This is a genomic window from Pseudomonas sp. TE3910 (assembly GCF_056279025.1).
The window spans coordinates 2,086,740-2,099,656 of sequence record NZ_JBWBQN010000001.1; the positions used below are offsets into that span (position 1 = coordinate 2,086,740).

General features: G+C 61.3%; 12 protein-coding genes. 5 read left to right on the forward strand and 7 right to left on the reverse strand.

Annotated elements, in window-relative coordinates; genetic code table 11:
• Positions 1-101: 101 nt before the first annotated feature.
• From ACZ9H3_RS09380 to ACZ9H3_RS09395, 4 genes are read left to right on the forward strand one after another with little or no spacing between them, the layout of a single operon-like run.
• Entirely contained in the window at positions 102-1,433 is a 1,332-nt protein-coding gene (locus tag ACZ9H3_RS09380) for a TRZ/ATZ family hydrolase (protein WP_102053759.1), read from the forward strand.
• A 60-nt stretch (positions 1,434-1,493) separates the two neighbouring features.
• Complete coding sequence (ubiG, locus tag ACZ9H3_RS09385) at positions 1,494-2,192, forward strand: bifunctional 2-polyprenyl-6-hydroxyphenol methylase/3-demethylubiquinol 3-O-methyltransferase UbiG (RefSeq protein ID WP_065760849.1); 699 nt, start codon at positions 1,494-1,496, stop codon at positions 2,190-2,192.
• Between the two features lie 2 nt (positions 2,193-2,194).
• Positions 2,195-2,866, forward strand: a complete 672-nt coding sequence (mupP, locus tag ACZ9H3_RS09390; protein WP_102053758.1) for an N-acetylmuramic acid 6-phosphate phosphatase MupP — start codon at positions 2,195-2,197, stop codon at positions 2,864-2,866.
• A gap of 25 nt (positions 2,867-2,891) precedes the next feature.
• Positions 2,892-3,632 (forward strand): YciK family oxidoreductase, encoded by a 741-nt coding sequence (locus tag ACZ9H3_RS09395; protein WP_065760847.1) that lies wholly within the window; start codon positions 2,892-2,894, stop codon positions 3,630-3,632.
• A 3-nt stretch (positions 3,633-3,635) separates the two neighbouring features.
• Here the strand turns inward: ACZ9H3_RS09395 and ACZ9H3_RS09400 are convergent, their stop codons facing one another.
• From ACZ9H3_RS09400 to ACZ9H3_RS09430, 7 genes are all read right to left on the reverse strand, one after another.
• Positions 3,636-4,430, reverse strand: a complete 795-nt coding sequence (locus ACZ9H3_RS09400) for a TenA family transcriptional regulator (RefSeq protein ID WP_476220509.1) — start codon at positions 4,428-4,430, stop codon at positions 3,636-3,638.
• Positions 4,431-4,462: 32 nt separating this feature from the next.
• Positions 4,463-6,922, reverse strand: coding sequence for an EAL domain-containing protein (locus ACZ9H3_RS09405; RefSeq protein ID WP_102053756.1), 2,460 nt, complete (start codon positions 6,920-6,922; stop codon positions 4,463-4,465).
• A 101-nt stretch (positions 6,923-7,023) separates the two neighbouring features.
• Entirely contained in the window at positions 7,024-8,856 is a 1,833-nt protein-coding gene (locus ACZ9H3_RS09410) for an ABC transporter ATP-binding protein (RefSeq protein WP_102053755.1), read from the reverse strand.
• Positions 8,849-9,481 carry a DsbA family protein gene (locus tag ACZ9H3_RS09415; protein ID WP_476220512.1) on the reverse strand — a complete coding sequence of 211 codons (633 nt, stop codon included), beginning with the start codon at positions 9,479-9,481 and terminating at the stop codon, positions 8,849-8,851. Before ACZ9H3_RS09415 ends, ACZ9H3_RS09410 begins: the two co-directional genes overlap by 8 nt.
• Before the next feature lie 2 nt (positions 9,482-9,483).
• Positions 9,484-10,422: an oxygen-dependent tRNA uridine(34) hydroxylase TrhO gene (gene trhO, locus ACZ9H3_RS09420; protein WP_177442419.1), complete on the reverse strand. Its 939-nt coding sequence runs from the start codon at positions 10,420-10,422 to the stop codon at positions 9,484-9,486.
• A 107-nt stretch (positions 10,423-10,529) separates the two neighbouring features.
• The gene (locus ACZ9H3_RS09425) at positions 10,530-10,829 is read right to left on the reverse strand and encodes a BolA family protein (protein ID WP_065760841.1); all 300 of its coding nucleotides are present in this window, start codon (positions 10,827-10,829) and stop codon (positions 10,530-10,532) included.
• 12 nt (positions 10,830-10,841) lie between these two features.
• Positions 10,842-11,366 carry a DUF2059 domain-containing protein gene (locus tag ACZ9H3_RS09430; protein WP_065760840.1) on the reverse strand — a complete coding sequence of 175 codons (525 nt, stop codon included), beginning with the start codon at positions 11,364-11,366 and terminating at the stop codon, positions 10,842-10,844.
• 155 nt (positions 11,367-11,521) lie between these two features.
• Here ACZ9H3_RS09430 and ACZ9H3_RS09435 point away from each other — a divergent pair, with 155 nt between their 5' ends.
• A complete protein-coding gene (locus ACZ9H3_RS09435) occupies positions 11,522-12,916 on the forward strand; it encodes a class II fumarate hydratase (RefSeq protein WP_330523867.1) in 1,395 nt (464 codons plus the stop codon).
• Position 12,917: the final 1 nt, after the last annotated feature.

The window sequence follows — 12,917 nt, forward strand, 5'->3', positions numbered from 1 at the left end:
CCCACCATTCAGACATCAAAAGCGAATGATTATAACGATCCCCAGGCGCGGGCGCTCGGGTATACTTCGCCCTTACTCCTTTAGCCCTTGGATTTTCTGCCATGCCGAAGCTTGCCACCCCCCTCGACCTGTTGCTCCTGCCAACCTGGCTGGTGCCCGTCGAACCGGCCGGGGTGGTGTTCAAGGACTACGGCCTGGGCATCCGTGACGGCAAGATCGCCTTCGTGGGCCCACGCGAAGATGCCTTGCGCCACGGCGCCGGGGAGATCCGCGAGTTGCCAGGCTGCCTGCTCAGCCCCGGCCTGATCAACGCACACGGCCACGCGGCAATGACCCTGTTCCGTGGCCTGGCCGACGACCTGCCGTTGATGACCTGGCTCGAAAAGCACATCTGGCCGGCCGAGAGCCGCTGGGTCGACGAAGCCTTCGTGCGCGACGGTACCGACCTGGCTATCGCCGAGCAGCTCAAGGGCGGCATCACCTGCTTCTCGGACATGTACTTTTTCCCGAAGATTGCCAGCGAGCGCGTACACGAGAGCGGCATTCGCGCCCAGATCGCCATTCCCCTGCTGGACTTCCCGATTCCTGGCGCACGCAGCACCGATGAAGCGCTGCACCAGGGCGTCGAGCTGTTCGGCGACCTGCGCCACCATCCACGCATTACCGTGGCTTTCGGCCCGCACGCGCCTTACACGGTGAGCGACGAGAACCTGGAGAAAATCCGGGTGATCGCCGAGGAACTGGACGCGCCGATTCACATGCATATCCAGGAAACCGCCTTTGAGGTCCAGCAGTCGCTTGAGCAGCGTGGCGAGCGCCCTCTGGCACGCCTGGCCCGCCTCGGCCTGCTTGGCCCGCGCCTGCAGGCGGTACACATGACCCAGGTCAGCGACGAAGACCTGGCGCTGCTGGTAGAAAGCAACACCAACGTTGTCCACTGCCCGGAATCGAACCTGAAACTGGCCAGCGGCTTCTGCCCGGTCGAACGCCTGTGGCAAGCCGGCGTCAACGTCGCCGTTGGAACCGACGGCGCGGCCAGCAACAACGATCTCGACCTGCTCGGCGAAACACGCACTGCGGCCCTGTTGGCCAAGGCAGTGGCTGGCTCGGCCACCGCACTGGACGCACACCGCGCCCTGCGCATGGCGACCCTCAATGGCGCACGCGCACTGGGCCTTGATGCGATTACCGGCTCACTGGAGCTGGGCAAGGCCGCCGACCTGACCGCCTTCGACCTTTCGGGCCTGGCTCAGCAGCCGGTCTACGATCCGGTTTCGCAACTGATCTACGCCTGCGGCCGTGACTGCGTGAAGCATGTCTGGGTCAACGGCAAGCAACTGCTGGACGAGCGGCGCCTGACGCGCCTGGACGAACAGGCCCTGAGCAGCGCAGCCCGCGCCTGGGGCCAGCGCATTGGCGGCCATCACGAATAACCCGTCGCCAGCCCCACTGCCGACCCGTAACGTATTATTGAAGCTTCAGAGGACTGTTCCATGAGCAACGTCGACCACGCTGAAATCGCCAAATTCGAAGCCCTCGCCCACCGCTGGTGGGACCGCGAAAGCGAGTTCAAACCGCTGCACGACATCAACCCGCTACGGGTCAACTGGATTGACGAGCGCGTCAAGCTGGCCGGCAAGAAGGTGCTCGACGTTGGCTGCGGCGGCGGCATTCTCAGCGAATCCATGGCCCAGCGCGGCGCGACCGTCACCGGTATCGACATGGGTGAGGCACCGCTGGCCGTCGCCCAACTGCACCAGCTGGAATCGGGCGTGAACGTTGAGTACCGGCAGATCACCGCCGAAGCTCTGGCCGAGGAAATGCCAGGCCAGTTTGACGTGGTCACCTGCCTGGAGATGCTGGAGCACGTCCCTGACCCATCCTCGGTGATTCGCGCCTGCTACCGCATGGTCAAACCGGGCGGCCAGGTATTTTTCTCGACCATCAACCGCAACCCCAAGGCGTACCTGTTTGCGATCATTGGTGCCGAGTACATCATGAAGTTGCTGCCGCGTGGCACCCATGACTTCAAGAAGTTCATCCGCCCCTCGGAACTGGGCGCCTGGAGCCGTGAAGCCGGCCTGAGCGTCAAGGACATCATCGGCCTGACCTACAACCCGCTGACCAAGCATTACAAGCTGGCGGCCGATGTCGACGTCAACTACATGATTCAAACCCTGCGCGAGGAATGAGCATGCGTTTGCGAGCCGTACTTTTTGACATGGATGGCACCTTGCTGGATACGGCGCCGGACTTCGTCGCCATCTGCCAGGCCATGCTGGCCGACCGCGGCCTGCCCCCCGTAGACGAACAGAGAATCCGTGATGTGATTTCCGGTGGTGCCCGGGCCATGGTCTCGGCAACCTTCGCGCTGGACCCAGCCGACGCTGCGTTCGAAGCACTGCGCCTGGAGTTCCTTGAGCGCTACCAGGCCAACTGCGCGGTCCACAGCTGCCTGTTCGACGGCATGGCCGAATTGCTGGCCGACATCGAAAAAGGCAACTTGCTGTGGGGTGTGGTCACCAACAAGCCCGTGCGCTTCGCCGAGCCGATCATGCAACAACTCGGCCTGGCCGAGCGTTCGGCGCTGCTGATCTGCCCGGACCATGTAAAGAACAGCAAGCCCGATCCAGAGCCACTGATCCTGGCCTGCAAAACCCTGAACCTGGACCCGGCCAGCGTGCTGTTCGTGGGCGACGACCTGCGTGACATCGAGTCGGGGCGCGATGCCGGCACCCGCACCGCTGCCGTGCGCTATGGCTATATCCACCCCGAAGACAACCCGAACAACTGGGGTGCGGACGTGGTGGTCGACCATCCACTGGAACTGCGCAAGGTGATCGACAGCGCACTCTGCGGCTGCTGATAGCGACTATTTAGAGGTAAACACCATGTTCGACTACTCCGCCCGCCCCGACCTGCTCAAAGACCGGGTCATCCTTGTCACTGGCGCTGGTCGCGGCATCGGCGCAGCCGCCGCCAAGAGCTTCGCTGCCCACGGTGCGACGGTGCTACTGCTGGGCAAGACCGAAGCCAACCTGACCCAGGTCTATGACGAAATCGAAGCGGCCGGGCATCCACAACCGGTGGTCATTCCGTTCAACCTGGAAACGGCGCTGCCACACCAGTACGACGAACTGGCGGTGATGATCGAGAATGAGTTCGGTCGGCTCGACGGCCTGCTGCACAACGCCTCGATCATTGGCCCACGGACACCGATTGAACAGCTGTCTGGCGACAACTTCATGCGGGTGATGCATATCAACGTGAACGCCACGTTCATGCTGACCAGCACCCTGCTGCCACTGTTGAAGCTGTCGGAGGACGCTTCGGTGATCTTCACCTCCAGCAGTGTTGGCCGCAAAGGCCGCGCCTACTGGGGCGCCTATGGCGTCTCGAAGTTCGCCACCGAGGGCCTGATGCAAACCCTGGCAGATGAGCTGGAGGGCGTTGCCCCTGTGCGCGCCAACAGTGTCAACCCAGGCGCAACCCGCACCAGCATGCGCGCCCAGGCCTACCCGGGCGAAAACCCCGAAAGCAATCCGCTGCCGGCCGATATCATGCCGGTGTATCTGTACCTGATGGGCCCGGACAGCGCCGGCATCAACGGCCAGGCGTTCGACGCGCAGTAAGCTTCAGCCTTGCACCAGAGCCATCCGTTCGCGGGGGCTCTGGCGCTCATGCGACACTTCCATTTGCATGCAGCGCTCAAGGAACAGGTACATGTATTCGTAACTCTTGCAGATGGCCTGCCGCAGCTCGGCCTGCAAGGCCTTGGACGGGTTATTGCCAGCCAGCGTGCAGATGATCTCCAGCGCCTCCCATGGGTGCGCATCGTCATACTGAGCGTGCAGATTCAGCCACTTCATGGCGCGCTTGCGCTGCGCTTCCGGAAACGCCTCGGCATAGGCACCGGTAGAACAGACCAAGGCCGACCACTCGCCGGTAGCCCCTTCAATGGCATAGTTGGTCGCTGCAATCGCGATGATCAGTGGGTCTGCCGAGCTGGTGTGCCAGCACCAGTGGCTCAACGCCTGCAGCTCTGTCGGCACCTGCTGCGCCTGCAGGTCGTCGAGGCTGACGCCATGGGCATGGCACCAGTTCAGCCAATAATCGGCATGATTGAGTTCGACGCGAATGTTGCGCATCAGCCAGCGGCGCGCCAGGTCCTCACCGGGATGGCGGGCAAAGCGGGTCTTGGTCAGGTTCTGTGCCATGTACAGGGCGAACTGTTCAACCACCGGCCAGCCACCAATCAGGTACTGACGCATCGTTCGAGCCCCCAAGCGGTTATCTCGCATACGCTGGTAAAGCTCGTGCTCGACCACCTTTCGCTTACTTTCGCTGCAGGCTTCAATCAACTGTTGGGCCCAGAGCGGGTAACTGGCGGGATCCATCAACGGACCGATTCGAACAAATGCATCAGTCACTGTCAGCTCCTTTTCCTTGTGATTGTTAATGTTCAGCGAAACGTTCCTGGCGCCTTCATCATCTGAGCGCGCTCCGGCGCACGTTTGCGCTGCAGGCTGTCGCACGAAAACACCGCCGGACGCTCGATGAGGTACCCCTGTGCGTAGTCCACGCCAATTTCCCGCAAGGCCTGTTCAATCAGCGGGGTTTCGACGAACTCGGCGATCGTGCGTTTGCCCATGACATGGCCAATGTGGTTGATCACTTCGACCATCGCCCGATTAATCGGGTCATCCAGCATGTCCTTGACGAAACTTCCGTCGATCTTAAGGAAGTCTACTGGCAAATGTTTCAAATAGGCGAACGACGACATGCCTGCGCAGAAGTCATCAAGCGAGAACCTGCAGCCCAACCCCTTCAAGTCGTTGATGAAACGAATGGCGCTACCCAGGTTGGCAATGGCACTGGTTTCAGTGATTTCAAAGCAGACCAGCTGCGGTGGAATCGAAAACTCGCTGAACATGCGGTGCAGGTATTCAAGGAAGTTGTCGTCGCCGATACTGCTCCCGGACAGGTTGATCGCGCACATGGCCAACGGCCCTTGGCGCGGCCTGTCCAGGGCTTCGCGAATCACCTGAAACACGTTGCGCACGACCCAACGGTCCAGCGCGGTCATCAACCCGTATCGTTCGGCGGCCGGGATAAAGCTGTCAGGCAGGATGGTGCGCCCACTCTCATCGTGCAGCCGCAGAAGAATCTCAAGGTGCCCACCGGCATTGCCAGGCTCACCCAGTGCAGCAATTTCCTGGGAGTAAAGGCAAAAGCGGTTTTCTTCCAATGCGACGTGCAAACGCTGAATCCAGGCCATTTCACCAACGCGCATGGACAACTCGGTGTCGTCGGCATGGTAGACCTGAACGCGGTTACGCCCCTTCTCCTTGGCCATATAACACGCCATGTCCGCGGCCCGTAACGACGCTTCCAGGGTAGCCGGAGGCTGGCTGAGGGGAACCAGGCCAATACTGACCGTGGTCATGAACGGGCGCCCTTTCCAGACAAAATGCAGGCTCTGCACTGTCTGACGAAGGTTTTCGGCAATGCGCTCGGCCTGTTCCGGCGGGCAGTTTTCCAGCAGGATGCCGAACTCATCCCCCCCGAGACGCGCCAAGGTATCCCCTTCACGCAACCCACCCTGAAGCAAGGCACAAATGTGCCGCAGCAACTCATCACCCGCCGCATGGCCAGAGGTGTCGTTGACCAGTTTGAACTGATCCAGGTCCAGGAACAGCAATGAATGGCGCGCCGTACTTCGGCTCAGGCCTGCGAGCGCCTGCTCCAGGCGGAACTCGAATTCCCGGCGGTTGGCCAACCCTGTCAGGGCGTCATGGGTGGCCTGCCAGGACAGGTTGGCAATGTATTGGCGCTCCTGGGTCATGTCATGCAGCACCACTACAACGCCACTGATACGCCCTTCGTTGAGTATCGGCGCGCCCACCAGGGCGACGGAAACGGTGCTGCCATCGAGCCGCTGAATCAGCTTGGCATGCTCACCGCCTTCATGCAGGGTGCCGTTGAGAATGTGCTCAATCAGCGTCAGGCTGTCCTTCTCGGCATGCTCATCAAGCAGATTGAACAGTGCCGCCAAGGGCAAGCCCTGCGCCTGCTGGGCATCCCAGTGGGTCAACTGCTCGGCAGCCGGGTTCATGTAGGTAATACAGCCATCGACGTCGGTGGTTATCACACCATCGCCAATCGACGCCAGGGTGACTTGCGCACGCTCTTTTTCAACCTGCAGCGCACTGGCAAAGGCTTGGCGCTGAACCAGCAGCTTGTGCGAGCGCTTCCAGGCCAGGGCAATCAGGAACAATGCGGTCGCCACGTTGATGAACAGCAACAGGCGCAGGAGCACCCGCGAGCCTTCGCTCAAGGCATCGCTGAACGCCTTGGCGGCAGGCGCCACGCCCTCATTGATCGAGGCAATCCTGGCCTTCCAGTCGGCCACTTTCCTGGCCGAGGCCTTCCCACGCGCAAAGCCTTGGCGTATTTCCTGGGCAAGAGTGTCGAGTTGCTGCACGAAGCCGTCGCCGACGGCCCACAGTTGAATGGCCTTTTCCAGGTAACTGACATGACGAAAATTCAGGTACAACCAGATCACACTGGAGACGTCATCGGGGTGGTTGCCACCCTGCAACATGCCCTTGCGAGCCGCTGCGATGTCCGGTGTCGGCAAATCCAGTGCGGTGCGCAGCTCATGCCCCCCCATGGGCACGGCGATAGCCCGCTGGTACTTCTCGAACGCCGCCTGATCGCCACTGTCGGCATACAGCGTAAGGTAGTAGATGGCGTCCTTCTGGCCCTTGGACCAGAGGCTTTCGCCACCCACGTAACCACGCACAGCCGAGAGCGCGTAAAGGCTGATGCTTCCTAGCAACGCCTGAAACAGCACGACCGCGACAAATGGCCAAATGATGCCCAGCAACTTTGGCGCTTCGAGAGTCCGTTTTCCCTTCATGAGGTCCCTTGTTGCAGAGCCGTATGAGTCTAAACCTACAACAGACTAGGATATTTGCCACCAGGGCAAATGGCCTTTACCTCAAAATTCGCTTTTCCCGCTCAACTTTGTTGCAGATGCCCGTACAGTTTGGCGTATAAACCGCCATCAGCGATGAGCTGCTGATGGCAACCGTCCTCGGCAACATGCCCCCCATCGAACACCAGAACACGGTCTGCCTGCTTCACCGCCGACAGGCGGTGGGCGATGATCAAGGTCGTGCGGGCACTGAGAAAACGGGCCAGGGCCTGATGCAGGTTGTACTCGGTCGCCGCGTCCAGGGCAGACGTGGCTTCATCGAGGATAACCACCTTGGGCTCGGCCAGTACCATCCGGGCAATGGCCAGACGCTGACGCTGCCCACCGGACAGGCGTACCCCGGAGCGCCCTACCACGCTGTCCAGGCCCTGAGGCAGCGCAGCAATGGTGCCATCTAGCTGGGCAATGCCCAATGCCTGCCAGCATGCTTCGTCGGTGCAGTCGCGGCCCATGGTCAGGTTGGCGCGCACGGTGTCGTTGAACAGCGAGGGGTGCTGTAACACCACGGCCACCTGCTCACGCAAGGTTTCCAGGCCAATTTCCTGCAAGGTCGCGCCACCGAAGCGGATCGTCCCGGCTTGCGGTGTGTAGAGCCCCAGCAACAACTGCACCAAGGTGCTCTTGCCGCCACCGCTGGCACCGACTATCGCCACTTTTTCGCCGGGTGCGATCGACAGGTTGAGCTGGTCGAGCACCGGCTCCTCGCCGTAGGCAAAACGCAGGCCGCGCACGTCGATGCCAACGGTGTCACGGCCCTTGAACGGGTCGACGCCCCCGGCAAACTGCGGTTCGTCGTCACGCGCCAGCAGTTCGTTGATGCGGGTCAGCGCACCGCCAGCGGCGTAGTAGGCGTATTGCAGGTTCAACAACTGCTCCACCGGCCCGATCATGAACCACAGGTAGCTGAACACGGCCAGCATCTGGCCAATGGAAAGGTCGGAGAACAGCACGGTGAGCATTGCCGCCGCGCGGAAAATATCGATACCAAACTGGAACAACAGGCCACTGGCACGCCCACTGGCGTCACTCTTCCACTGCGAGGCGACGGCATAGTTGCGAACCTCCTGGGCACGTACCCCCAGTCGCCCAAGGAAATAGCCCTGGCGGTTACCGGCTCGAATTTCCTGAATGGCATCCAGCGTTTCGGCCAGCGCCTGGGTAAACCGCGAGGTGCTGTCGTTCTCCAGTTTTTTCAGGTGCTTGACCCGCTTGCCCAATTGCACGGTGGCAAAAATCACCAACGGGTTGAACAGCAGGATCAACAGCGCCAACTGCCAATGCATCCAGATCAGGATGCCGGCCGTACCGGTCAAGGTCAGTACCGCTACTAGGAAGCGGCTGAGGGTTTCACCGACAAACTTGTCCAGGGTGTCGAGGTCGGTCACCAGGTGCGTCGTGACCGTTCCGCTGCCAAGGCTTTCGTACTCGCTCAGGGAGATGCGCTTGAGCCGCTCGATCAGGCGGATACGCAAGCGGTAGACGATGTCTTTGGCCAAACCGGCAAACAGCCTGGCCTGAACCACGTTGAATGCCAGCGCGAATACCCGCAGGCACAGGGTCACCAGAAGCATCAGGCCGATATAGCCAGCGGGCACGTGCCAAGCCTGCGGCAGAAACTGATTCATCCATTTCAGCGCGGCGTCGCCATGCCCCAGCAGCACTTCGTCGACGAGCAGCGGCAGCAACAGCGGGATCGGCACACTGCACAGCGCCGCCAGCACGGCAACGCCATTGGCGATCCACAGGGCTTTTTTATGTTGCAGTGCCAGGCGACGAATTTCAGCCCAGCTCAGACGATCGCCATGACTTGCCGGTGAACCCGGCACCGGGTCGGGTGAGCCCGGCAGGTCAAGCATGAGCGGCGCGCTCCAGCCAACGACCGAGCAACGGCGCCAACGCGTCTTGAGGCTGGTAGCCGTTGGTCAACAGCGCCAACTGGCCATTGCGCTCGGCCAGCAGGGTCGGGAAACCGGCAATACCCAAATCCTGCACCCAGACGAAATCGGCAGCCGTGGCCTGGCGTTGCTCGGCGCTGGTGAAGCGCTCGGAAAACACCGCACGCTCAAAGCCTGCCTGGGTAGCCAGTTCAACCAATTGCGGCGCACGGGTGACATCTTCGCTGCGCTCATAGAAGGCCTGCTGGATAAGCGTGAGCAGGCCCCACGCGCGTTGCGGGTCAAGGCTGCGTGCCGTCACCAAGGCGCGGCACGCAGGTTCGGTGTCGTAGACGAAACCCTCGGGCATCGCCCCTTCAATGCGAAACGGCTGGCCAGTCGCTTCGTGCACCGCTTGCCAGTGCTCAAGGATGTAGCGTCGGGTAGACACATCAAGTGCGCTGCTACCGCTACGCAGGCCACCGACCACCAGATGGGTCGGCACCCCCGCCGCGTGCGCCTGGGCGATCAGGGCCTCGGCCACTGGTGCAAAACCCCAGCACCAGGAGCACATCGGGTCCATCACATAGAGCAGGCGAGCGGACATCATCAAACCTCGGCAGCTTTGCGGTAATTATGGCCAATCGGGTGCGGCTGGTTGCGGGCCTTGGCCAGTTCGATCTGCTTCTGCCGGTCGATGGCGCTGCGGCGCGTCTTCTCGCTCAGGCTGTCCCAGCAGTGCGGGCAGCTGATACCTGGCGAGTAGTGCTCCGAAGCACGGTCTTCCACGCTGATCGGCGTGCGGCAGGCGTGGCACTGGTCATAATCGCCTTCGCTCAGGTCATGACGAACGGTGACCCGGTTGTCGAAGACGAAGCACTCGCCCTCCCAGCGGCTCTCTTCCTGCGGCACTTCCTCAAGGTATTTGAGGATACCACCCTTGAGATGATAGACCTCTTCGAACCCCTCGCCGAGCATGTAGCTGGAGGCTTTTTCACAGCGAATGCCGCCGGTGCAGAACATGGCGACTTTCTTGTGACGGCTTGGGTCGAAGTTGGCCTTGATGTACTCGGGGAACTCACGGAAGGTCGTGGTTTTCGGGTCGATCGCCCCTTCAAAGGTGCCGATGGACACTTCGTAATCGTTACGGGTATCGATCAACAGCACTTCCGGATCGCTGATCAGTGCGTTCCAGTCCTTGGGCTCGACGTAGGTACCGACCTTCTTGTTCGGGTCGACGCCCGGAACACCCAGGGTGACGATCTCTTTCTTCAGTTTGACCTTGGTGCGGTAGAACGGCTGCTCATCGCAGTAGGACTCTTTGTGGTCGATGTCTACCAGGCGCGCATCGCTGCGCAACCAGGCCAGCAGGCCATCGATGCCTTCACGGGTACCGGACACCGTACCGTTGATGCCTTCTTCAGCCAGCAACAGGGTGCCTTTGACGCCATTGGCGGTCATCGTTTCGAGCAGCGGTTCACGCAGTTCGACGTAATCTTCGAGGGTAACGAATTTGTACAGCGCCGCCACGACGATAGCTTGGGTCATGCCTTGATTCTCCAGGTGGCTGTCCTCGCAAAGGACGAACCGGGTGTCAAAAAAAACGCGCCGACGAGCGGCGCGTTGCACATTCTAACAAAAACCCGGCAGCAAAATCAGTGTTTGCTACCACCGGCACAGGTTGGCGAGGCCGGGGCTGCACCGACCTTTTCCCACTCCTGCGGCGTGTAGGTATGCAAGGCCAAGGCGTGGAACTGGCTCATCAACTCGCCCAGGGTGGCGTACACCTTCTGGTGGCGCTTGACGCTGTTCAGCCCCTCGAACTGCTCACTGACCAAAATCGCCTTGTAGTGGGTTTCCTGGCCACGGCTGTGCATGTGGCTTTCATCACGCACTTCAAGGTGCTGCGGGGCCAGGGCGGCCAGGCTTTGCTCAATTCGTTGCTGCATCGACATGACGGGCTCCGCTTACGGCTTCTTGGCCGGCGCGGCCTTGCCCGCGGACGGGTCCAGTTCGGTGGTCATGTCAGACAGCAGCTTGTTGACCACCGGTACTGCGCTTTCCAGTTTCTGCTGGGTCAACTGAGCCGACTGCTGGGTGACCATCGGCATTTTTTCCAGGACTTTCTTGCCCAGTGGCGACTCGTAGAACTTCACCAGGTCTTTCAGCTCGCTTTCGCTGAAGGTGCTGGTGTAGAGCTTAACCATATCGGGCTTGAGCTTGTTCCAGCCGATCGCCTGGTCAAGGGCGGCATTGGCCTTGGCCTGGTAGCTGTCCAGCACAGCCTTTTTCGAAGCAGGTGCCTTGGTCTGTTCAAAGCGCTGGGCGAACATCTGCTGCACTTGCATGTAGACCGGGGTTCCGAGCTTGTCGGCGTGCGCCAGCTTAAGGAAGGCTTCGGCGCTGGCATTGTGGCTGGCAGTATCGGCAAGCACCTGGCCGCTGGCACAAACCAGTACAACTGCGGTGCAAAGGGCGCGAAGACGGGTCATCGGAAATCCTTAATTGTCGGAAGAGGTGGCACCTCAGAGTAGAGCATTCTGCGCCGACTCGGGCTGAGCGCTCAAGTGGATCGACACGTAAAGAAACCGCCGTGTCGAATCAGGACCTAAACTGCGGAATCAGACGACAAAGGAGTGACCGCAGCATGAGCCGTAACGAGACAGACAGCCTGGGAACGGTCGAAGTTCCGGATCAGGCCTACTGGGGCGCCCAGACGCAGCGCTCGCTGATCAACTTCGCAATTGGCAAGGAACGAATGCCGCTGGCTGTCCTGCACGCCCTGGCGCTGATCAAGAAGGCGGCCGCCCGGGTCAACGTGCGTAACGGCAACCTGCCAGCCGACGTTGCCCGGCTGATTGAGCAAGCCGCTGACGAGGTACTGGCCGGGCAACACGACGAGCAGTTTCCGCTGATGGTCTGGCAGACCGGTAGCGGCACCCAGAGCAACATGAACGTCAACGAGGTGATTGCCGGCCGCGCCAACGAGCTCGCCGGCCAGGGCCGAGGGGGGAAAACCCCGGTCCACCCCAACGATCACGTCAACCGCTCGCAGAGCTCCAACGACTGCTTCCCCACCGCCATGCACATCGCCGCAGCACAGGCAGTACATGCGCGGCTACTGCCGGCGATCAGCGAACTGGCTGCGGGCCTGGCAGAACAGTCGGTGCGTCATCAGCACCTGGTCAAGACCGGGCGCACCCACATGATGGACGCCACACCGATTACCTTCGGCCAGGAACTGTCGGCTTATGTCGCCCAACTCGACTACGCACAACGGGCAATCCGCTCGACACTGCCGGCAGTCTACGAGCTGGCACAGGGCGGTACGGCAGTCGGTACCGGCCTGAACGCGCCGAAAGGCTTTGCCGAAGCCATCGCCGCAGAGCTTGCGGCCCTGGCCGGGCTGCCCTTCGTCAGCGCACCGAACAAATTCGCCGCGCTGGCCGGGCATGAACCACTGACGCTCCTGGCCGGGGCGCTGAAAACCCTGGCGATCACCCTGATGAAACTGGCCAACGATTTGCGCTTGCTCAGCTCCGGCCCGCGCACCGGGCTGGCGGAAGTGCGGTTGCCGGCCAACGAGCCGGGCAGCTCGATCATGCCCGGCAAGGTCAACCCGACCCAATGCGAGGCGCTGTCGATGCTGGCCTGCCAGGTGCTGGGCAACGACGCCGCGATCGGCTTTGCCGCCAGCCAGGGGCACCTTCAGCTCAACGTGTTCAAGCCGGTGATCATCCATAACCTGCTGCAGTCGATCGAACTGCTGGCCGACGGCTGCCATAACTTCCAGCAGCACTGTATTGCCGGGCTTGAGCCGGATCCTCAGCAAATGGCCGACCACCTGGAACGCGGGCTGATGCTGGTGACAGCGCTGAACCCGCACATCGGCTACGACAAAGCCGCCGAGATTGCCAAAAAGGCCTATGCCGAAGGCAGTACCTTGCGCGAGGCCGCACTGGCGCTGGGCTATGTCAGCGACCAGCAGTTCGACCAATGGGTACGGCCCGAACACATGCTCGATGCGGGCGACAACGGCTGAG

Coding starts and splice junctions, on each gene's coding strand:
- ACZ9H3_RS09405 (WP_102053756.1), bottom strand. CDS start 6,922: ATGAAGGGAAAACGGACTCTCGAAGCGCCAAAGTTGCTGGGCATCATT.
- ACZ9H3_RS09415 (WP_476220512.1), bottom strand. CDS start 9,481: ATGTCCGCTCGCCTGCTCTATGTGATGGACCCGATGTGCTCCTGGTGC.
- ACZ9H3_RS09430 (WP_065760840.1), bottom strand. CDS start 11,366: ATGACCCGTCTTCGCGCCCTTTGCACCGCAGTTGTACTGGTTTGTGCC.
- ACZ9H3_RS09410 (WP_102053755.1), bottom strand. CDS start 8,856: ATGCTTGACCTGCCGGGCTCACCCGACCCGGTGCCGGGTTCACCGGCA.
- ACZ9H3_RS09395 (WP_065760847.1), top strand. CDS start 2,892: ATGTTCGACTACTCCGCCCGCCCCGACCTGCTCAAAGACCGGGTCATC.
- ACZ9H3_RS09435 (WP_330523867.1), top strand. CDS start 11,522: ATGAGCCGTAACGAGACAGACAGCCTGGGAACGGTCGAAGTTCCGGAT.
- trhO (WP_177442419.1), bottom strand. CDS start 10,422: ATGACCCAAGCTATCGTCGTGGCGGCGCTGTACAAATTCGTTACCCTC.
- ACZ9H3_RS09380 (WP_102053759.1), top strand. CDS start 102: ATGCCGAAGCTTGCCACCCCCCTCGACCTGTTGCTCCTGCCAACCTGG.
- ACZ9H3_RS09425 (WP_065760841.1), bottom strand. CDS start 10,829: ATGTCGATGCAGCAACGAATTGAGCAAAGCCTGGCCGCCCTGGCCCCG.
- ubiG (WP_065760849.1), top strand. CDS start 1,494: ATGAGCAACGTCGACCACGCTGAAATCGCCAAATTCGAAGCCCTCGCC.
- mupP (WP_102053758.1), top strand. CDS start 2,195: ATGCGTTTGCGAGCCGTACTTTTTGACATGGATGGCACCTTGCTGGAT.